The sequence below is a fragment of the Motiliproteus sp. MSK22-1 genome, from assembly GCF_001968815.1.
Lineage (GTDB): Bacteria > Pseudomonadota > Gammaproteobacteria > Pseudomonadales > Balneatricaceae > Motiliproteus.
In genome coordinates this window covers 497,103-518,861 of record NZ_MIEQ01000044.1, presented here as the reverse complement: position 1 = coordinate 518,861, position 21,759 = coordinate 497,103, and the positions used below count along the sequence as shown (strand labels likewise).

15 protein-coding genes are annotated in these 21,759 nt (G+C 48.2%); 5 read left to right on the top strand and 10 right to left on the bottom strand.

Features of this window, described 5'->3' with window-relative positions:
• The first annotated feature begins 112 nt into the window (after positions 1 to 112).
• The 3 genes from BGP75_RS12945 (at position 113) to BGP75_RS12935 (ending at position 4,932) form a co-directional block, all read left to right on the top strand.
• Positions 113 to 1,363: a TRAP transporter substrate-binding protein gene (locus tag BGP75_RS12945; protein ID WP_076719044.1), complete on the top strand. Its 1,251-nt coding sequence runs from the start codon at positions 113 to 115 to the stop codon at positions 1,361 to 1,363.
• 65 nt (positions 1,364 to 1,428) lie between these two features.
• Complete coding sequence (locus BGP75_RS12940; protein ID WP_076719041.1) at positions 1,429 to 3,888, top strand: ATP-binding protein; 2,460 nt, start codon at positions 1,429 to 1,431, stop codon at positions 3,886 to 3,888.
• Between the two features lie 234 nt (positions 3,889 to 4,122).
• Positions 4,123 to 4,932: an ion transporter gene (locus BGP75_RS12935; RefSeq protein WP_076719038.1), complete on the top strand. Its 810-nt coding sequence runs from the start codon at positions 4,123 to 4,125 to the stop codon at positions 4,930 to 4,932.
• A 72-nt stretch (positions 4,933 to 5,004) separates the two neighbouring features.
• On the opposite strand, the gene ald is transcribed toward BGP75_RS12935, so the two are convergent.
• The 5 genes from ald to BGP75_RS12910 form a co-directional block, all read right to left on the bottom strand.
• The gene (gene ald / locus BGP75_RS12930) at positions 5,005 to 6,123 is read right to left on the bottom strand and encodes an alanine dehydrogenase (protein ID WP_076719035.1); all 1,119 of its coding nucleotides are present in this window, start codon (positions 6,121 to 6,123) and stop codon (positions 5,005 to 5,007) included.
• Between the two features lie 485 nt (positions 6,124 to 6,608).
• The gene (gene prsT / locus BGP75_RS12925; RefSeq protein ID WP_076719033.1) at positions 6,609 to 9,359 is read right to left on the bottom strand and encodes an XrtA/PEP-CTERM system TPR-repeat protein PrsT; all 2,751 of its coding nucleotides are present in this window, start codon (positions 9,357 to 9,359) and stop codon (positions 6,609 to 6,611) included.
• A 187-nt stretch (positions 9,360 to 9,546) separates the two neighbouring features.
• The gene (locus BGP75_RS12920) at positions 9,547 to 10,467 is read right to left on the bottom strand and encodes a PhzF family phenazine biosynthesis protein (protein WP_076719031.1); all 921 of its coding nucleotides are present in this window, start codon (positions 10,465 to 10,467) and stop codon (positions 9,547 to 9,549) included.
• Positions 10,468 to 10,575: 108 nt separating this feature from the next.
• The gene (locus BGP75_RS12915; protein ID WP_083704793.1) at positions 10,576 to 11,493 is read right to left on the bottom strand and encodes a DMT family transporter; all 918 of its coding nucleotides are present in this window, start codon (positions 11,491 to 11,493) and stop codon (positions 10,576 to 10,578) included.
• A 2-nt stretch (positions 11,494 to 11,495) separates the two neighbouring features.
• Entirely contained in the window at positions 11,496 to 11,666 is a 171-nt protein-coding gene (locus BGP75_RS12910; protein ID WP_076719030.1) for a DUF1127 domain-containing protein, read from the bottom strand.
• Positions 11,667 to 11,934: 268 nt separating this feature from the next.
• Between BGP75_RS12910 and BGP75_RS12900 the strand changes: the two genes are divergently transcribed.
• On the top strand, positions 11,935 to 13,356 hold the full coding sequence (locus tag BGP75_RS12900; protein ID WP_076719025.1) for a PLP-dependent aminotransferase family protein: 1,422 nt from the start codon (positions 11,935 to 11,937) through the stop codon (positions 13,354 to 13,356).
• A gap of 261 nt (positions 13,357 to 13,617) precedes the next feature.
• Complete coding sequence (locus tag BGP75_RS12895; protein ID WP_076719325.1) at positions 13,618 to 15,309, top strand: methyl-accepting chemotaxis protein; 1,692 nt, start codon at positions 13,618 to 13,620, stop codon at positions 15,307 to 15,309.
• Here the strand turns inward: BGP75_RS12895 and BGP75_RS12890 are convergent.
• From BGP75_RS12890 to BGP75_RS27745, 5 genes are all read right to left on the bottom strand, one after another.
• Entirely contained in the window at positions 15,277 to 15,867 is a 591-nt protein-coding gene (locus tag BGP75_RS12890) for a class GN sortase (protein WP_076719023.1), read from the bottom strand. The two genes, BGP75_RS12895 and BGP75_RS12890, sit on opposite strands and share 33 nt — an antisense overlap.
• Positions 15,868 to 15,878: 11 nt before the next feature.
• Positions 15,879 to 18,167, bottom strand: coding sequence for a marine proteobacterial sortase target protein (locus BGP75_RS12885; RefSeq protein ID WP_076719015.1), 2,289 nt, complete (start codon positions 18,165 to 18,167; stop codon positions 15,879 to 15,881).
• Positions 18,164 to 18,388, bottom strand: coding sequence for a hypothetical protein (locus BGP75_RS12880; protein ID WP_076719007.1), 225 nt, complete (start codon positions 18,386 to 18,388; stop codon positions 18,164 to 18,166). The genes BGP75_RS12885 and BGP75_RS12880 overlap by 4 nt, the downstream gene beginning before the upstream one ends.
• Positions 18,385 to 19,182 carry an OmpA family protein gene (locus BGP75_RS12875; protein WP_076719005.1) on the bottom strand — a complete coding sequence of 266 codons (798 nt, stop codon included), beginning with the start codon at positions 19,180 to 19,182 and terminating at the stop codon, positions 18,385 to 18,387. The genes BGP75_RS12880 and BGP75_RS12875 overlap by 4 nt, the downstream gene beginning before the upstream one ends.
• A gap of 220 nt (positions 19,183 to 19,402) precedes the next feature.
• Positions 19,403 to 21,685, bottom strand: a complete 2,283-nt coding sequence (locus tag BGP75_RS27745) for an NADP-dependent malic enzyme (RefSeq protein ID WP_076719003.1) — start codon at positions 21,683 to 21,685, stop codon at positions 19,403 to 19,405.
• Between the last annotated feature and the right edge of the window lie 74 nt (positions 21,686 to 21,759).

Sequence of the window (21,759 nt, the reverse complement as noted above, 5' to 3'; positions counted from 1 at the left end):
AGAACTCGCTGAGTGCACAATGGAGTTAGTGCCGATTCCCTACTCTCTTCAATTCCATAGTGTGGTTCGAAAGCTTAATTGTGCAGGGTAGGGCGTGGTTTTGGAGGTGCGTATGAACTCTACTATCCCGGGTGATTTCTCACGAAGGGAATTTACAGCGTTAGTGGGACGCTATGGTTTAATGACGGTTGCCATGGCTGCGGCCGTGTTACCAAAACGGGGATACCCGGCGACGAATGAAGCACTGACAGCCACGGCAGGCTCTGTTTACAAGAAGCGTTTTAGTAAAACTGCGCGTCATTCATTGCGCTTTGGAGCTGCTCATTTCTCCCGACCGGGTTTGGCGATTATTCCGAATGGCTCGCTTCCTTTTGTGGCTGATCTGGAAGAGAGAACTGATGGAGAAATCCGGGTTGAGTATTTTGGCGGAAATCAACTTTGTCAGGAGCGTGCCTGTACTCGAATGGCGGTTCACGGTGAAGTAGATTTTTTTTCAGCTTCAACTCAGAATGCTTCTGCTGAAGCTCCTTATTTTAATATTTTCGACTTTGCTTTTCTTTGGCCCTCCAGAGCATCGTTATATTATTTCTTTTATCACCCTCGCAGCGAGGAACTGTTGCGAGCACCTCTGCGGAAGTATCATCATCTGCAGATGTTATTTTCTCATGCTGAATTGCGTGGTTTTATGATGGGGCTTAAACACAAAGATAAGCCCGATATTACTTCTGTCGATGGGCTCAAAGAGGCACGGGTTCGGGTAACTGGAACCCAATTAGGCCGGATTGCCATGAAACTGCTGGGTATGCAGCCTGTACCTGTTCCCTGGAGTGATACACTCCATGCCTTGAGAACGGGGGCTATCGACGGCGCTGAAACCTGGTCCAGCGCGGTGCCCTACGGCAGTTGGGGGCCTGTGATCAGTCAGGATGTCCAGAGCCGCTTTATGGCAGGTAACGCCATGACCTCAATGAACTATGACAGTTACTTGAGCCTGTCTGCAAGCTTGCAGGAAGCGGTGATGGAATCTGCTTATCTGACCCAGATAAATATCCACAAAACCAGTGAAGCCAAATTGCTTAGTGTGACCGGGATCAGCAACCCTCCTTTACCTGGTTCCTATTATCACCAGCATGGGATCCGTAATGTGATCTGGGGTGACGCGGAAATGGCCTATGCCCGGGAGCTGGCATCTCCGCTATCTAATCCGGAGCCCTGGCAGGCCTGGCGCGACAGGCTGAACAGGATGGCTGGAGGGATTGACATCTACAGCGAACTTTACAAAATTGCCAGGGAGTTGCCAGCCAATGTCAATGAGCTTGACGTGGAGCCGCGTCGTTGGTGGAAAAAGGCTGATGACTCCTGAGCAGTGCCTAAGCAGCACTCTTAACGGTTGACTATGAGTTGTTCTGACGATGACCGGGCCCGATTATGACCAGACATGTCCGTATATCGCCTTCGTTCCGTTGGTATCCGCTGCTATTGGTTGCTTTACCCTTATTTACCCTGCTGCTGGTTGTATTTTCCTTCCAGACAATTGAACAGACTCGCCATTTAGCGGTGGACTCTGCTACTCAAGTAGCAGATGAAGTGTCTCATATGATGCGTGAGCAATCTCTTTTGGTAGCGCAGGAACAGTTGACTGAAGTAGCGAAAACCACTGCATTGCAGGCTCAGGGAAAGGTGGAGCGAGCCATCAGCGTCGCATCGACGCTAGCTAAAGTACTTTCCGGTATGCGCCAGGCGGATGTTGCTGTAGACGTTGGGCGGGATTCTGTTAACAGTATTTTGAAGATACTACTGAAAAGTAATTCGGACTTTTTGGCGGCATACAGTATCTGGGAACCGGATGCGTTCGATATGTTGGATCTGGCTTATGCTAATGCACCGGGCCACGATGATACAGGACGGTTTGTACCCTACTGGTATCGAGATGAATTGGGCAGCATTGAACTGATTCCCACGCGTAATTACAGGGTCCCTCTTTCTAAGAGAGCGCTGCTTGATCCTGGTGTTATTGGCCCTGGAGATTTTTATCAGCGAGTGAAGAAGACACTCAGTCCCATCGTTCTAGCTCCCTGGTCTCGGCAACTGAACGAGAAGGATGTACTTGTGATCTCGGTTGTAATACCAATTCTTGTCGATCAGCGCTTTCTTGGTGTAGCCGGAGTAGATCTGCCAGTACAAATGTTACAGCAGTTAGTCGACCACCTGGCGTCGGAAATTCTGCCTGAGGACGGGCAGCTGACCGTTTTAAGTGATGCCGGCTCTGTCGTTGCCAAATCTGTCAGCGATAAAAATAGTAAGGATGCGACCGATGTCAGTATTCACAGTGACCATGAATTGGTGCAGAAAATCATTGCAGGGGTGCCGTTTCGGGAGTTGGATGAAGACACCCTAAGGGTTTTGCAGCCATTAAAATTTGGCGAGGGGTTTCTTTCCTGGGGGGTCTATCTTTCTTTACCCAGGAGTCAGGTGGAAGTTGGTGCCAGCTCCATTCACCAGAAAATGATGGCGGATGTCAGGCAGGTCGAGCAGTTTCTAAATGAAAAGAGTAAAACCGGTCTCTGGCGGCAGGCCGCAATTATCATAGCTTTGATACTGTTTGCCTTGCTTATTTACCGGCTAATGCGATCTCTGGAGCGTAAGGAGCGTGCTCTTCGCCAAAGTGAGGGGCGGCTGCAGGCGTTGTTGGATAATACGACGGCAGTGATCTATATGAAGGATCTTAATGGGCGGTACCTGATGGTCAATCGGCGCTGGTTAGAGCTATTTCATGTATCTACTGATCAAGTGCTCGGTCACACCGATTTTGAGTTGTTTTCAGCCGAAGTTGCAGAAAAGTTCAGAGCGAATGATATGTATGCCCTGAGACAGCAAAAAACAGTAGAAATAGAAGAGGCTGCCCCTCAGGATGATGGACTCCATACTTATATATCACTGAAGTTTCCGCTCTTCGATGCGAAAGGTCAGTGTTATGCCACCTGTGGTATTTCCACAGATATCACTGAGCGAAAAAAGGCGGAAGAAGTGGTTCAGCAACTGAATGCTGATCTGGAGCATCGGGTATTTGATCGCACTCAGGAATTGAGCGAGTCGCTGGCGTCATTGAAAAGCGCCCAGGCCCAGTTGGTTCAAAGTGAAAAAATGGCCGCACTGGGGGACTTGGTCGGAGGGATCGCCCATGAAGTTAACACCCCGCTGGGAAACGCGTTGACGGCTGCAAGTTCTTTGCAGGAAACTGTTGAAGGGCTATCCAGTCTCTATCAGAAGCAGAAGATGACTCGCTCCGATCTGGAATATTTTCTTGACCATAATAATGAGTCTGCTGAGATCTTGATGACTAATTTGCATCGGGCAGTAGAGCTTATCGAGAACTTTAAAGAGGTCTCTGTTGATCAATCTCACGTAGAGCTGCGCTCATTTGATGTGAAGGATTATCTTGAAAAAGTATTGCAGAGTTTGAAACCCAAGTTTAAACACACGAACCACGAGCTGGTCTTGGATTGCCCATACTCCATTGAAGTGACGCTTTATCCCGGCGCTTTTGCCCAGATTATCAGTAATCTGGTGATGAATTCCCTGATTCATGGTTTTGACGGGATTCAATCCGGTCGTGTTGATCTGAAAGTCAGAAGTGATAGTAACTATCTTCTGTTGGACTACCATGATAATGGCTGTGGTATCGAGCCAGATGTTCTATTGCGGATTTATGAGCCCTTCGTCACCACTAAAAGAGGGAAGGGCGGTAGCGGGTTAGGTATGAATATCGTCTATAACCTGGTGACTCGCTGCCCCGGTGGAGATATAGAATGTCGCAGTTCTCCGGGTGAAGGAGTGCATATTCGTATTCGACTGCCATTAGTTCTGCAAGATGACGAATACCGTTGACCGTCGATAAGGGTGATCCGAGCCCGGATGCATTCTCTTACGATTTCTATTAGCTATCCTGGCTCAGGTTTTTAGCGGATTGATGAGTTGTCCGGCGCTGTTGTGTTGATAACATTTGAGTGGCTGTGACAAAATAGCGACGCTTTGGTTGCTGGGGCTAATCGCGTTAATCGTAATCGTCTCAGACCCGCAGCTATTTTCTGTTATTAACTTTATGTTATGAAAAGCGGCATCATGAACTTTCAATCCCTGCAAAACTTCTCTCTTTCCCTTCGCAACAACAAGCTGTTTGAGCTTTTTGTTGTGGCAATAATCATTATCTCGGCACTATTGATTGGCGCTAAAACTTACCGGGTACCTGATCATTATCTATCGATCATTCGTATACTGGATTGGGTTGTTACGCTTATTTTCTTATTTGAAATTTGTATAAGATTTATTGCTGACGAAGAAAAGAAGCGTTTTTTTACCAAGGGCTGGAACATTTTCGACAGCCTGATCGTGATCATTAGCCTGATACCGATAGAAGACAGTGAAATGGCTTTTGTTGGTCGCCTGGTGCGAATTTTCAGAGTACTGCGAATGATCTCGATCGTTCCTGAACTCAGAGTATTACTGAATTCGTTACTCAAGGCTTTGCCACAGTTAGGCTATGTAGTGCTGCTGATGTTTATTATCTTTTATATCTATGCAGCAATCGGCAGTACCATTTTTGGAGCCATAAATCCTGAGCTTTGGAGAGATATTACTATTTCAATGCTGACTCTTTTTCGGGTGATGACCTTTGAAGACTGGACCGACGTCATGTATGAAACCATGGCTGTTTATCCATTTAGCTGGATCTATTATCTAAGCTTTATTTTCCTCACGGCCTTTGCGTTTCTCAATATGGTGATTGGTATCGTGGTCAGCGTGTTGGAAGATGAGCACGCCAAAGAGAGAGAGGAGAAAGAAGCTGCTGAGGGGAAGCCAACAATTGAGGATCTTTCCCGCCAAATAGAAGAATTGAAATTAATGATTAGTGAAAGCAGAAAAGTTGATTAGGCTAGCGAAAGCCGTTTATTTAAGCACAAAAAAGGGCACCTGATGGCGCCCTTTTTGGAATCCGTATTGGACTTAGTTGGCCAATACTTCTTCTGCAGGTGTGTAGTCATAACCTAGAACAGTGGCAACTGCTTCATAGGTAACCTGACCTTTGTGAACGTTGAGACCGTTACGCAGGTGAGCATTATCTTTTAGTGCCTGCTTGTAGCCTTTGTTTGCCAGCTGAATAGCATACGGCAGTGTGGCATTGGTTAAGGCGAAAGTAGAAGTACGCGCGACGCCGCCAGGCATGTTGGCTACACAATAGTGAATGACACCATCGACTTCGTAGGTTGGTTCTTGGTGAGTTGTTGCCTTGGAGGTTTCGAAACAACCGCCCTGGTCGATAGCAACATCAACCAGAACTGCACCTGGCTTCATCTTGCCCAGCATCTCGCGGGTAACCAGCTTAGGCGCTGCGGCACCAGGGATCAATACGGCACCAATAACCAGATCAGCATTAATGACACACTCTTCCAGAGCATCAAATGTTGAGTAAAGAGTCTTCAGGCCTGGACCATATAGATTGTCCAGCTCTTTCAGGCGATCCAGTGAACGGTCAAGAATCGTAACGTTTGCGCCCATGCCTAATGCCATACGCGCTGCATTGACACCAACAACACCACCGCCGATGACCACAACGTTAGCAGGAGCAACACCAGGTACGCCACCCAGCAAAGTACCGTTTCCTCCTTGAGCTTTTTCCAATGCGTGGGCGCCAGCCTGAATAGACATACGTCCTGCAACTTCACTCATTGGGGCGAGCAGAGGCAAAGCTCCCTTGTTGTCAGTAACAGTCTCGTAAGCAATAGCAATTGCTTTGGACTCAACCAGCAATTCAGTCTGCTTAGGATCTGGAGCCAGGTGCAGGTAAGTGAACAACAGCTGGTCAGGACGAAGCATCTGACACTCATTCGGCTGAGGTTCTTTGACCTTAACGATCATTTCTGCACGAGCAAAAATTTCTTCAGGAGTTTCAACAATCTCTGCACCAGCAGCCTGGTACATTTCATCAGTCAGGCCAATAGCCGTACCGCCATTCTTTTGAATCATGACCTGATGGCCATGGCCAACCAGCTCTCGCACACCCGCAGGCGTCATTCCGATACGATATTCGTGGTTTTTAATCTCTTTAGGTACACCGATGAGCATTGTTATTCTCCTGTGAATCGCTGTGTTTGTATATTTTCCATACTATCTAAAAATCATAAGAAATATTTTGCGTATTTGCTAAATATTCAGATGTATACTTTGGTTTTATTTTTAAAAGCAGCTTAATATACTGGTGCGCTGCATCAAACGCAGGTTGTTCAACTGTTTAAGGGTGACAAGGGTGTTGAGGGTGAGTGAAATGGCAGGCCGGAATATTCTGGAATCCTGTGGGCGGCTTTAATGGGCGTTTTGACCAAGGGCATTATATCGGGATGAAGGGGGCCTGATGAGTAGCCAAAAACCCGGAAGCGGGAAGGGTGAGCGCAATTCAATTGAAAAAAATCCTGTTGAAATCAGGTGCTTGTTTTTGCAGTTGTGGCTGCCGGATATGTATCTGGAGGTTTGCTGAACCTCCTCTCTCTGCTGTACAGAACCATCGGCGGAATTCCAACGGCAGAGGAGGAGGTTACATGGGGATGTTGAAGTTAGTTGGTTTCACTCAGCAGGGTTTTGGCCTGCTCTTTAAACGGACTGTTGCCAGCAATCAGCTTATTCAGTATTTGCTTAGCTTCCGAGAGCTGCTTCCCTTCGACGAGAGCTTTGGCCAAGTGGAAGCGAATTTCATCACTCTTGGGGGCTGCGAAGGAGGCTTCTTTTAACAAGTTCACTGCTTCATCAATTTCACCATATTGCAATAAAATCCAGCCAAGAGTGTCTTTGATATCTGCTCGATCCGGTGCCAATCGAAGTGCTTCTCGGGCATGTTCAATGCTTCTGTCGTCTTTCTGTTCCTGATAGAGCCAGGCAAGGTTATTCCAGGGCACTGGATTTTCCGGTTGCATTGTCAGTAATTTTTCATATTGCTGGATGGCTTCAGGAGCCTGATTCAGGCTCTGGTAAATTGTCGCTAGCTTAAATCGTACGCCAAACTCATCAGGGTACTTCTGTAGCCTGTCCGATAAGAGTTTAATGGCTTTTTCAGAATTCCCTTGCAGCTGATAAGCGCTGGCCAGAATTGATATAGTTTGCGGATCTCCGCCACCTTCTGTCGCCATTTCAAGAAACTTAACCGCATCATCGTGCTGTTTCAGATTCAGATGAATGTATCCGAGAAGTCTTGCAGTAACAGGGTTTTTTACAACCTCCCATAGTTTTTCAGCCTGGCTCAAGGCTTCTTCTAATTGTCGGTTTCTGAACAACAAGTCCGCATGTAACATTAAATTTGCAGCTTGATCAGGGGCGCGTTCGATTATCTGTTTGGATACTTCAAGCGCTTCTGCCTGTTTGTTCTGGTCTCGCAATGTTTCGGCGTACAGGCGTAGATAACTGGAGTTGTTAGGATAGGTTTTAGCCAACGAGCTGGCTATCTGTTCGGCTTTGACGAGTTCTCGTGTAGCCTTTAAGGTGGTGGCATACAGGGCAGCGGCATCCGGGTTTTGTTTGTGGCTTAAGTAGAAACTGTAGGCTTCATTCTTAGCTTTTCCTATCTCTCCTTGTTGAGTATAAAAACGAGCCAGGGTACTGATCGGCTGTATGGCGTCCGGCTTACGAAGTTTGGCTTTATTTAGCCAGGACAGCAGTTCTTTATCATCGTTCTGTTTGTCTGCAACAAAGGCCATGCCCATTAATGCTGCGAGATGATTTTCATCGTTAGTTAATATCTGCTGAAAGTTCTCACGTGCTTTATCCATCCGGTTTTGGCTAAGCTCAATACGTCCCAGCGCCATGTGTGCCATTGCATATCCCGGTTTTACCTCAATGGCCTGTTGGTAGCTTGCCCTGGCTTTGTCAGGATCACCTTGTCGAAGATTCACCATCCCCTGAAGTAAAAAGTAAATGGGTTGGTCAGGATTGGATTTAATGCGCTGTTCCAGGAACGAATGAGCGCTGGCAAAATCTTTCTGCTGAAGCAGAGCAACAACTCTCAAGGAATCATTCTGAAAATCACCTTCTTCCGTATCCCTTATCGCTTCCAGCGCAGAGTCTGATCTCCCCCCCATTATCTGGCTTCGAATCAGCTGTTTGCGAAGTGAGGAGAGGTTTGGATTTTTCTCCAGAGCACGAGATAAAAGCTCTTCTCCCTTATCCCATTCACCCAATGATAAATAAGAGTGGCCGGCAATGGCCATTGATCGGGCATCCGGGTCAGCCAGCTGCAGCACTGGCTGAAGCGTCTGCAGAGCTGCGTCAGGTTTTCTCAAGGCCTGTTGAGAGGCTGCCAACAGTCTTAAACCGTTGAGGTTGCCAGGAACCAGTTTGACGAACTCCAATAATTGCTTTTCGGCATTTTGATATTCTTTATCCATGTAAAGCGCGCTACCGGCTAACAACAGGGCTCTGGGGTGGTTAGGTAGCTGCTGTAGAATAGCTTCTGCACTTCGGTGGGCGGTTTTAAAATCACCCTCATGCATTGCAATCATTGCCGTTGAAAGTAGATATAGCGGAATTCCCCGATATTGTTCCGGTATATCGTTAAGATCCTCTCTTGCCTTTTCGTGCTCTTTCAGCATCAGATAGGCTCGGGCCCGGCTCAGTTTAAGGGCTTTAAACTCTGGCTTTTCCTCGATAATTTTATTGAGAATTGGGAGTGCTTCATCTGCTCTGTTGAGATCAAGCAACATACCGACTTTAAGTTGCTTTGCGTCCTGACCCACTTCGGGATTGTCTATGATGGGCTCAAGTATTCCGAGTGCTTCTTCCGGTGCCTGACGGGCTCTGGCGACCAGTGCCAGCCCCAGCGTTGATCTTGGTGTGTCGGCAATTTGCAGGGATTGATAGAAAGCCTGCTCAGCATCACTGAATTTACCTTTAGCTAGCTTTATGCTGCCAATTAATGACCAGCGAAGAGCGGGTTTGAGTGTCTCACTCCACTGCTGTTCAAGCAGAACCAAAGCTTGATCCAGTTTACGTTGTGCCAACTGGCTTTGGACTAACAGGGGAACCAGTTCATCGGAGTCAGCACCTAACTCTATGGCACGGGCCAGTTCTTTTTCCGCTGCGGAAAAATCTTTTTCGTCATAGAGAAGCTTTCCCAGTAGCGTGCGGCCTTGTTGATGTTCTGGTGTATCCTGCAACAGGTTTTTCAGCTGTATTATTGCAGCCTGGCTCTCACCACCGTTCTTGTAATCCAGGGCTTCTTGGTAAAGATCAAGCGCCATTAGCGGCATGCTTAGTGCCGATAACAACGATATGGCTGCCAACTTGGATTGCCAAGGATGAAATACTCCGTTTGCCATGTCCTATCCTTTAAATTGATGATTACGATCTTCTCGTGATAAACGATAAGAAGATAGTGCAGCGATTTAGCTGTGATCGCAACCATCAGTGTGGACAATGGGTTCAGCCTGGAAGGTAATTGATATCGAAGCTAAACTTCCAGCGCTATAATGTATGCCTGTTCTGACAGTTACTCTATATTCAGAATTAGTCAGATTGCAGCTGTACAAGAAAAGTTCCTTCGCTAACAAGTACGGCCTGGCCCGCCACATAGACGGCTTTTATGTCTGAGTTTTCGTAGAGCACATCCGTGTGAATGTAACTGGGGCGGCCCATTTCGACTCCCTGTTCAATACTGAGTTTTTGTACACCTTGACCGGGTAAGTTTCTGGCGATGATGCCAACCAAAGCTGAAGCGGCACTCCCCGTCGCCGGATCTTCCGAAATCCCGTGCATCGGTGCAAACATGCGCGCATGAATATCAGCTTTACGGCCTTCACGACAAAATAGATAAATATCCTGCAGGGTGTCGTTACCAAGATGCTGCTTGAGTGCAGCGCTATCAAGATCAGCAGCAGATACTGCGGCAAGGTTTTCAAGCTCTATCATATGGAAGGGTAAACCACAGGAGGCAATAAAAGGCTGGCTGACAATTTGTGCAGGCTGGACACTGAGTATTTGGGCGGCCGTTTGCTGAGTCAATGAGGAGGGCTGGCTTTCTGGTAGCTGTGCTGTTCGAAACCGAGCAACCGGTTCCTTTCGCAGACTTGAAGGTTTTTGGATCGTAACAGCAATGTCACCAACGCCTTCCTCCAAGATCAGCTCTATAGAGTTCGAGTCTTTTTCCTGTTCCGTCAGCATCCCCAGTTTAAACAGCAGCAAGGCTGTTCCAACGGTTGGGTGACCTGCAAATGGAATTTCTTCAGCTGGAGTGAATATCCTGACTGCATACCGATTAGGAGCTGTGGATTGGCCTATAAACACGGTTTCCGACAGGTTCAGCTCTTTGGCTAACTGCTGCATTAGTTGACTGTCGAGGCCTTCAGCATCAACAAATACAGCCAGGGGGTTGCCGCCAAAAGCGGTGTCTGTGAATACATCCAGTGTGTAATAACGTAATGAACTCATGATTGATCCTTGGTGATAGGGTTGCTGTCAGGCCGGGGACGTTGCTATCGCCGTAAATCGCCCCTTTGACATGTTTAATTTGTTGAAACATTGGATTCATATGTGGAATCAGCGTTTGCGGTAACCGACAAAAACTAATCCAACGACCAGTGCTGCGCAGAGTAGCGTGGACTTTTCCAGAATTTCGCCAAGCAACCAGCTGGAAGCGAGAAGAGTGATGAATGGCTGAATCAGCTGCACTTGACTGACACGGGTAACGCCACCTAAAGCCAGTCCACGATTCCAGGCAAAGAAACCGAGTAATTGGCTGATCAGGCATAGATACAGAAAGCTGCTCCAGCTCAGCACACTGATGTTTTCAAGCGCTGAAGGTCGTAACCACAATGAAACTGGAATCGTTATCGGTAGTGTCAGAACCAGAGCCCAGCAGATGACCTGCCATCCACCCAGCTGTTTAGATAATTGTCCACCGACAGCATATCCCCAGGCGGCAAGAATCACAGCTCCTGATAACCACCAATCTCCGGGTTTCCAACTGTCAAGACCGTTGCGTGCAGCGTAGGCAATCACTAGCAGACCTGCCAGCAAACTGCAGATCCAGAACAGCCGACTGTTCTTCTCACCTGTGATATAGGTGGCAATTGCGGCTGTCAATAGCGGCAGAATTGCCAGCATTACCCCTCCATGAGATGCTGGCAAAGTTTGCATGCCAAGGGCTGACATTAGTGGGAATCCTAACACGACCCCGATTGCAACCAGTGACAGCTGTAACAGTTGCGCAGTATTGGGGCGTTTGCTGGCGCTGGCCCACAGTAAGACGGCGGCAATAATCCCAGCAACCGCAGAGCGGCCAACACCGATAAAGATTGGGTCCAGTTCTGCTACTGCAATCTTTGTTGCTGGCAGGGTCAGGCCAAACGCCGTGACCCCGACCAGCCCTAACAACATCCCCTTTGTTTGATGTTGCTGTGCAGTCTTGGGTGTACTTCTGTGACTGGCTGGCTGCTGAGCTAGAATCTTTTCCATGATCAGGCTCTCCAGAACGGTTTGGTTGCTTCTAACAGGGCATCTGAACGGCTGATACCAATATCTTTTAGTTCGTGTTCACACAATGTTAGTAGTTGTTTACGTGTGCGGTACCTGCGGAGCAGGCGTTGCGCAAGTGCTAGCAAACGACGGAAAAATTCAATGCTTAACATGGCCTTGTCTCCTTGTTTATATTCCAGACAGGTTTTTATTAACAGTGACACCGTTAAAGAAGTGGTATCGGGTCTGGTTAATGGTGTTGAACATTTTAAAATTTATATTGATACCGTTACAGATTCAGAGAAATTAAATATCAAGCAGTACAGATTGAAAATCCTATCGCTGTCATGGTATTTTGCTCGTCATCTGTACTGTTTTCTGATTAGAGGCAGCAATCTGTACTCTAATTCCAGAAGCAAGAATCTGTAATGGCGATCTTTTATGGCTAGCAAACTGTATGAACAACTGGCTGGTGAATTAGCGACTCGTATTGAACAGGGCTACTACCAACCGGGAGATAAGCTTCCTTCCATTCGGGTGCTGAGCCAGGAACATGGTGTCAGTATTTCGACAGTACAGGAGGCTTATCGCCTTCTGGAGCAAAGTGGTATGGCCGAATCTCGACTTAAATCGGGCTATTACGTACTGGGGCGGATGAAAATGCCCAACCTACCGGATATCAGCCGTCCTGTTCAGCGCCCTCTTGAGGTGTCCCAGTGGGAGCTGGTGTTAAAACTTTTAGGCAGCCGGGAAGTCGAGGGGATGGTTGCTCTAGGCAAGGGGATGCCGGATGTCAGTGGTAGTACGCTCAAACCGCTATTACGTATCCTGGCCGATCTTAACAGACACAGTGATATCAGCAGCCTCTCTTATGACAATTTACGGGGTTCCTATGAGCTCAGACTCCAGATTGCACGACTGTCTGTTGATTCTGGGTGCCGAATGCATCCGGACGATATAGTGGTAACGACCGGCTGCCAGGAAGCACTCTCCTGCAGTATGAGGGCTGTGACTAAGCCGGGTGATATTGTCGCGGTCGATTCTCCCAGCTTCTATGGCTCTATGCAGACCATAAAAGCATTAGGTCTAAAGGCGCTGGAGATACCGACCCACCCGGAAACAGGCATTAGCCTTGAGGCCTTGGAACTGGTTTTGGATCAGTGGCCGGTAAAAACGCTTCAAATTACCCCTATTTGTAATAACCCTCTGGGGTATACCATGCCGGATGATCGAAAACGTCACCTGATCTCTTTGGCAAAAAAATATGATCTATCCATCATTGAAGATGATATCTACGGAGACCTTGCCTACCAGTATCCCCGGCCAAGAACGCTAAAATCCTACGATGAGGATGGGCGCGTGCTGCTTTGCTCTTCTGTTTCCAAAACCTTAGCGCCGGGTCTTAGAGTGGGGTGGGTGGCTCCCGGGCGCTATGGTGATGTATTACTGCATATGAAATACGTTTCCACGGCCGCCAGTGCTACGTTACCTCAGCAGGCTGTTGCTGAATTTATTGCTCAGGGCGGTTATGAGCGGCACCTGAGAAAAATGCGCGCGCAATACCAGCGCGGGCGTGATCGAATGATTGAATGGGTGGAACGTTACTTCCCTGAAAACACCCGCATCAGCTATCCGCAGGGAGGGTTCCTGTTATGGGTTGAATTACCCGAGGCCATCGATTCCGTAAAGCTTAACGATCGCCTTGAGTGCAAAGGTGTCGGTATTGCTCCAGGCGTACTGTTTTCGGCCTCTGGGAAGTACCGAAACTGTCTGCGGCTAAATTATGCCGAAGAATCTAACCGAAAAATTCAGCAATCGATTGAAGTTATTGGTGAAGAAATTACACAAATGTTGTCTGTGTAATAAGTCTCTGTTAACCCTTCAATCATTGTAAGCTGGTGTTGTTGCTAGACTTTTTGAGCCGGAATCAGCATGGAACAGGTCGTTTGATCTACACTTACACTATTAACCCTTTTTGTTCGTCGGATTTATCTAAAGCATAATCTGTCTGCAGTGGTGTAAGTGTGGTAATGGATCTCTAAGCTTGACTACTTAAATCTTAATATTTACAGCAATTTGAGGGTGAAGTACGGATTGTTCGAATCTGACAATGAGACTGTTGATATGAACACTCATGGACTTTTCTGGAAGATGGCACTCCCGGTTCTCGGGCTGTTTGTGATAGCAATATTATTTTTGATTTTCTATATCCCACAGCAGGTTGAGAAAAATGCTGTTGATAACGTGGTGCTGTCGGCTCAAAAAACGGTAGGTCAGTTTAAGACGTTACGTGGTTATTATACCAAGAGCATTATTAAAAAGGTGCTGGCTGGAAAAGAGATACGGCCTGCGATCGATCATAAGGATGAAGCCGGTAAAATACCACTTCCTGCAACGATGATTCATGACCTCAGTCAGTTGCTTGCAAAGGAAGGGCTTTCATTAAAACTCTACAGCGCCTTTCCGTTTCCTAACCGGGCTTCCAGAAAGTTGGATGAGTTTCAGGCCAATGCCTGGAAATCGCTGACGGCAGATCCCACGTCGGTGGTTGTCGGTGAACAGGAAGTCGGTGGTAAAAAAATAGTCAGTGTGGCCGTTGCCGATCTGATGGTAGCGCCTGGCTGTGTTGCTTGCCATAACGCTCATCCTGATACACCAAAGAATGATTGGAAGCTGGGGGATGTTCGTGGTGTATTACAGGTGGACTCTGATATAGCGGAGCAATTGGCCGCCGGTCGTGAAACCAGTCTTAAAATTATTGGCGTTTTAGTGGTGGTGTTGATATCGATTCTGGCGGCTATTTTTATTGTTTTCAAGAGAACCATTGGCTTGAAGCTGGGTTTGCTCAATGCGGCGATGGATGACATTGCTGAGGGGGAGGGGGATCTCACCCGGGAGTTGGAATTGTCGGGCAATGATGAAATCAGTCATTTGGCTTCCAGCTTTAATACGTTTGTTGCAAAAATCCGCGGGCTGATTGGCGAGGCTTCTGCGGTCAGTAGCCAGGTGGCCAGCATGGCTGATCAAATGACAGAATCGGCCAGTCAATCCAAGAATGCTGCATCTCGTCAGGATAATGAAACTGAAGTTGTGGCCACTTCAGTCAATGAAATGACCGCCACGATCCAGGAGGTTGCCCGTAGTGCTGTTGCAGCAGCGGATTCTGCGAAAGAGGCTCATGAAGCGACTTCTCAAGGTCAGCAGGTTATTGAGACTACAATGGAATCTATTGGCTCTCTTGCGGAGGAGGTTGAGAAAGCTTCTAACGTTATTGCAGCACTGAAAGGAGAAACTGAACATATTGGATCGGTAGTTGAGGTTATCAACAGCATTGCTGATCAAACTAATTTATTGGCACTGAATGCGGCTATTGAGGCTGCCAGGGCAGGTGAGCAGGGACGTGGATTTGCGGTTGTCGCGGATGAGGTCAGGTCCCTGGCGAGTCGGACTCAAGACTCAACCAAGGAAATTCAGGAAATGATGATGAAGTTGCAGCAGGGGACTGATGATGCTGTTTCTGTGATGGAGCGAGGCAGGGCAAAGGCCGCTGGTGGTGTTGAAACGGTAGGAGATGCCACGATTGCACTGTCCCAGATTCATACTGCAATCAGTCAGATTCTTGATCAGAACCGGCAGATAGCCAGTGCCACGGAAGAGCAGGGAGCGGTGTCTCAGGAGATACAGAATAGTATCCATAATATCAGCGAGGTAACCCATGAAACGGCTGAGGTTGCCCAGACAACTGCTCACAGCAGTAAGCAGTTGGCAGAGTTGGCGTCAAGGTTACAAGAGCTTATTGGGCGGTTTCGAATTTAGGTGATCAACTCCATCCGCCCAAACCAGATAACGTAAGGGGCCTCCACCAGCAATGCTGTCAAAGGGATAACAGGTCACCAACAGCAGGCCAGGGTCTTCGCTTCTGTCAGCTATGCTGGTCTGGGAGCTGTCCACAACTTCAACCCTGCTAACTTGATAATTGGCACTCCCTTCCTTGGTGTGCAGCTGAATATGGTGTCCTATCTCCAGCATTTGCAGAAAGCGGAAATGGGTATCCCTGTGGCCGCTGATGATCGACAGCCCTGCTGTCCCCGGAGATGCACTACCGCTGTTGTGGCCGGGACCGAAGGCAAGGGTTCGGCCGCTGTCTCCTGCCAGAACGATTTGATCAACCTCCAGACTGGGGACTCTTAATCGAGCGGTCGCATAGGTGTCAGCCCAAGGCCAGGGTTTCTGAGGTGTTTTACTTAAGTGCAGCTGTTGCCAGGAGTATTCCAATAATCGTTGCGCGAGCATTGCTTTTACCCAGATCCAGCTGCCGCTGGTTAGTTGCCATACACCAGTTATTATCAGTACCAGGATAAGTGCTCTCAACATCAGTTTATTCCCTATTCGCTGCGATATGGTGAAGCACTTGAAGAAGCCGCTGAAAAAATAACCAAGGGTGTTCGACCAGGTCGGTATTGTCCCAGCTTTATTAGCGCTGCAAGCACTAGCAAAATCGTTCCAATCAGCATATTTAATGGGGCTGGCGTTGCTGTTTTTGCCATCCTGAATACTTTTCCTTGAGTCCAGCCCTTAGGAAACTCTGTTTTGATGGATTGGCTATTGAGATCGGCATTGTCAGGTCGAATGGGAGTGATATCCACGGCAACAAGACTGGTGAATTTTGATACCAGATGGTGTTCCAGAGCCGTTTGAATGATTTCAGAACGGATATTTTCCCGCTCTTCGGAGGGGCTGAGTTGTCGGTAGTCATCCATCCGAGAGGCAATGCGCCTTCTGGCCCATAGAACCGATACCGCAGAGTTATCCTGATCCATGTGATGGGTTGTCTCAGAGGACTGCTTAAGAACTACGGTTTGTTGCCAGGTTTGTGCTCCCTGCTTACCACTTAACTGTAGTTTTTTGGGGAACTGGGTACCGCGAAAACTGATTAATAGCGGCTCACCAAGGTAAAGGTCAGGAATTCGATCTGGGTAGACCAGCATTTCAGGTCCGTTGATCTGAATATCTGTTAATTGCGGGGTCCCCAGTTTATTGAACAGTGTATCCATCTTTTTTTTCACCTCATCAGTGCTTCCTACGTAAGTGAAAGTCCCCTTACCTAATTGTGCGGCTTTATTCATAAAGTGACTATTGGGAGCGGAGCCTATTCCGACGGTAAACAGTCTTTGCTGTTTCAGACTGTTTTTGATCAGCTTGAACAGTGCGTCTTCATTGCCGACGGAACCATCGGTGATAAACAATACCTGTTCAACATAACCGGGCTGATCAGGTTGATTCAGTGCGCGTCTAATGGCAGCGGCCATTTCGGTACCGCCGTTGGCATTTAAGGAGTGAATAAACTGAATCGCTTTAGCACGGTTTTCTTTGGAGGCTGTCATGGGGCTGGGGTACAGGCTCCGTGTTTGGTTATTGAATACGATCAGGTTGAACCGATCCTTGTCGTTTAGGTGAGCAATCGCTCGAAGTATGCTGAGTTTGGCCTGTTCGATAGAGCTTCCGTGCATGGATCCTGAAATATCCAGAACCAGCGTCATTGATTTTGGTAAAACCTGCTGTTGGGTTTCATGTGATGGGGGCAGGACCATCAATAAGCCGTAGTGTTGTTTTTTCCCTGTGGGATCTTCCTTTTGTTGACTCAGCAGAGCAGCCTGAGGGCCGATACCCAGCTCTGGAGTCCAAATCAGTTCAAAGTCGCTGTCGGCAGGAACAGATTCTTGCGCTAACCGTATAGAGGCTTCTGAGGTGGATAAATGTACTGTTTTTATCGGCTGATAACTGCTGGATATGGCCTGTAGCGGAAATCCAGCTTTAATGTCCGCGCTGATCGTTACTCGATGAGGAATATACTCTCCTGGTTGCGCAACAGGAGGCGTAATACGATGGGCGTCAGGAACCTGATCCGTTGGTAGGCTCCAGCCCAAGGTAGTGCTTTCAATGACCCGGACTTTATTCTGATCCTGTAAGATAGTGGCTATTGATGAAGATGCTGTTGCCGAGGGTAGGGTTTCCCCCGGATTATCATTTCCGTTTAGGCCGTTGTGGTCGGCCTGGATACTGATAGGGGATTTTCCGGGGATGTAACGCGGTGCAACGACCATGGGAAACCGAAGCCTGAACTGGCCGCTGTCATAATGGGCCAGTTGCTGATACTCGATTTCAATTTCAACCGTTTCACCTGGACCGATATTGGCGACCGAGGTGGTAAATATATTGGGGCGCTGTTGCTCAATCAGGCTGGCTCGCTGGCCTCTTTGTTTGGCTTTATCGTAGGTTTTTCGAGCTTGGTTTCGCTCCTTAATCTGGCCTTCAATGATGCGTTCTCCCACTTTCATTCTTAAGTGGTCCACTGCTGCCTTTTCTGGCAAGGGAAAACTGTAAATTCCTTCCACCCAGGCATTGCTGTCATTCCTGAAGGACTGGCTCACGCTTGAGCGAACCAGCATGCCTGAGATTGAAAAATGTACCCTGGTTTGTTGTAACAATGCTGATTGGATACTGTTGTCCTGCCCCTGTAGCATTAGCTCGCCCAGATCAGATATCTGGCTTTGAGCAACCGCATGGATTGACAGCAACGCTATACCCAGCGACGCAACATAGGTTGTTATATGAGCTGTTGTCGAGCAAATAAAATACCTCAAAGCCTTTGATTGCTTGTTTAATCTGCTCATGGTTGAACCCTTTTCTGATTTTTGCGGTACAGGTGCTTCTCCTGATTGTTTTGTTGATTCTTGCTGTCAACCGTTCTGTTTTCGGGGTCTTTATTCTCCAAAATGTGGATATCTGCGTCCTTTAGATAGACATACTCGTTGTTGTAGGGCACTAATTGGTAGTGTTTCAGGTCATTGCTGTTGAACAGCATTTCGTCAGTGGCAGGTACGAAGCATTTCATAGGATCAGTCCTCTGCTGGCGATGGGGTGAGCGGTGGGAGCAAACCTGAATCTGATTTCCACTTTTCTATCGAAGGGTAATAACCCTGAATTTTGAGTGGATAGGGCATTTTCTTCCCCTTTTATTGAGAGGCTGATTTTTTGAGGGTCTAAGCCATGATTTATCAGTAAGGAGCTTAGGGCCCGGGCTCGATTCTCAGCCAGGGTCAGGTTGTATTGACGATTGCCCCGGTGGTCGGCATATCCGGTGAGATGCAGCTGAATTTCCGGATGGGTTTGTAGTTGAGCAGCCATCGCTTTCAGGCGTGGGTAGTAGTGGGGTTCAACGACCGCGCTATTGGTCTGGAAGTGAAAATCGATAGTGATGGTTTTCAGCAGAGCGCTTAATTGAGATTCATTGTTTTCATTGAATGGTTGATTTGCACGCTGTTCAGCAAGTTGAGGTTTTATTGGTTGACGATGGGCGTTTGCGTTGAGGAGCGCTGTCTGGGATTTTTTAAGCGCTGTCTGACTGCGCTGTAGCTGCGCTTTTTGCGCCCTTAATTCTGATTGGGAGCCTTGATAAGCTTGTTCCATGCCTGTTCCCCAACCTGCAACTCCACCAAACCCCGCTCCAATTACGGCGCCAACAGGGCCCGCAACAATGGCACCGACTACTGTTCCCAGCCCTAATCCCTGTTGCTGATTTTCTATTGCAGCAAGTGGTGCCGATTGAATGACCTCAGCGGCCAGAGCGGGGGAAGGGGCGATAACCAGTGATGCTGCGAACAGGCTGATGGCTGGCAAATTCTTCATGGCTGTATTCCTTAGGTGTCATCAGTTGATAACTGAATTACATCAGGATTCGGGCTTGAGGAATTGGAGAGAGAAAGGAAAGAAAGTGGAGAAATAATGGAGTTGAGAAAATATAGGCAAAAAAACACCGACTGCATCAACGGCAGTCGGTGCCTGTTTTTCTGCTAATTCAGCCAAACGATGGTTCGTTCACCTGAGCGAATAATCAGCGGGTAAAACCCTAAGCATGAATATCATCCAGCATTGACGCATCAGCAACGGCCACAGCGATCATGTTGAAGGTACTTCGGACACTGGTACTGGCCGTCAGTACGTGTACCGGCTTGGCTGCGCCGATCAGGATAGGCCCAACAGAAATTCCCCCACCCAAAGTCTTCATCAGACCGTAGGATATGTGTGCCGCCTCAAGATTAGGCATGATCAGCAGATTAGCCTGACCTTTTAATAGGGAGTCGGGAAAAACCCGTTTGCGTAGCTCTTCTGAGATAGCCGTATCGGCATGCATTTCACCGTCTACCAGCAGGCTGGGTTCCCGCTGTTGCAGCATCTGACGAGCAGTACGCATTTTTACTGATGAGTCCAGATCATTTGTGCCAAAGTTCGAATGGGATAGGAGTGCAACCTTAGGGTTGATTCCAAACCTGCGGGCCTCTTCTGCAGCCAGAATAGTCATTTCGACGATCTCTTCTGCCGTTGGATTGGGGGTGATATGGGTATCACCAACAAAGAACGTTCCTGTAGGCAAGCTGAGTACTGTGACCGTTGAAAGGTCGTGGATGCCCTCAGACATACCGATAATATCCCTGACATGCTTCAGGTGCAGCCTGAAACGACCATGGGCACCACAGATCATTGCATCAGCATCACCTCGTTGAACCATTATGCAGGCGATAGCGGTATTCTGCGTTGACATTATGCTTTTGGCTTCTGCTGGAGAAATACCCTTGCGGCCCATAATTGTCAGATAATCATGAACATAGCCGTCAAACCAGTCCCCACCAAGGGGGTTGATGACTTCGATATCAACGCCATCGCGAATACGCAGCTGTAGCTCTGTTGTTACTTCTTTAATGACATCAGGCCGGCCTACCAAAATCGGTTTGGCGATACCTTCGTCAACAGCTTGCTGTGCTGCCCTGAGTACGCGGGTACTTTCTCCTTCGGCAAAGACGACACGCTTAGGGGATTTTTTTGCCCGCTCAATTATTGGACCCATGACCTGACTGGAGCGGTAGGCATAACGAGCCAGACCATAACGATAAGCTTCCAGGTCATTAATCGGACGAGTGGCTACACCGGTTTCCATTGCGGCCTTCGCCACAGCAGGTGCCACAACACTGATTAATCGAGGGTCAAATGGTTTCGGAATTAAATAATCAGCTCCAAACTTAAGAGGTGCGCCACCGTAGGCCTTTTGTACGCGGTCGGTTGTTTCTGCCGTGGACAGGTCAGCTAACGCTTTGACACAGGCAACCTTCATCTCCTCATTGATGGTCGTTGCCCCTACGTCCAGAGCCCCCCTGAAGATAAACGGGAAGCAGAGTACATTATTGACCTGATTTGGATAGTCTGAACGTCCTGTGGCGATCACCGCGTCCGGGCGAACGGCCTTGACCTCTTCGGGTAAGATTTCTGGTGTGGGATTTGCCAGAGCCAGGATAATCGGCCTATCCGCCATTTTTTCAACCATTTCCGGCTTCAGTACACCGGGGGCGGACAGGCCAAGAAAGACATCGGCACCCTCAATGACCTCCCCCAGCGTTCGAGCATCGGTCTTTTGCGCATAGCGGGCTTTGTACGGATCCATGACCTCCGTTCGCCCTTCATAGACAACTCCGGCAATGTCTGTGACGGTAATATTCTCTTTGCGCACCCCCATATTGACCAGCAGATCCAGGCAGGATAGAGCTGCAGCTCCGGCCCCGGATGCCACCAGTTTGATATCGGCAATACTCTTGTTAACGACTCTCAGTCCGTTAAAGACAGCAGCACCTGCAACAATTGCCGTACCATGCTGGTCATCATGAAACACCGGAATATTCATTTGCTCTTTGAGCGCTTTCTCGATAATAAAACACTCAGGTGCCTTGATATCTTCAAGGTTAATGCCGCCAAAGGTGGGTTCTAAGCGAGCGACGGTCTCAATAAACTTGTGTGGATCAGTTTCGTCAATTTCGATATCAAAAACATCGATATTGGAGAATTTCTTGAATAAAACGGCTTTGCCTTCCATTACCGGTTTCGATGCCAGAGCGCCTATCGAGCCCAGCCCCAGTACAGCCGTACCGTTGGTAATCACACCGACGAGATTACTGCGGGCGGTAACGGTTGAGGCCTCTGCTGTATCGCGAACGATCTCCAGGCATGCTGAGGCTACTCCTGGAGAGTAGGCGAGAGCCAGGTCTTGTTGAGTGGCCATTGGTTTAGTGGCGACAATAGCGAGTTTTCCGGCTGGCGCAGTACGATGGTAGAGCAGAGCCTCTTCATCAAAGTTGCTTGCCATGGATTATTTTCCCCGAATTATGGACAGTTAACGTATTGAGTTAACGGCTGAACCAAGGGGCGGAAATGAATGCG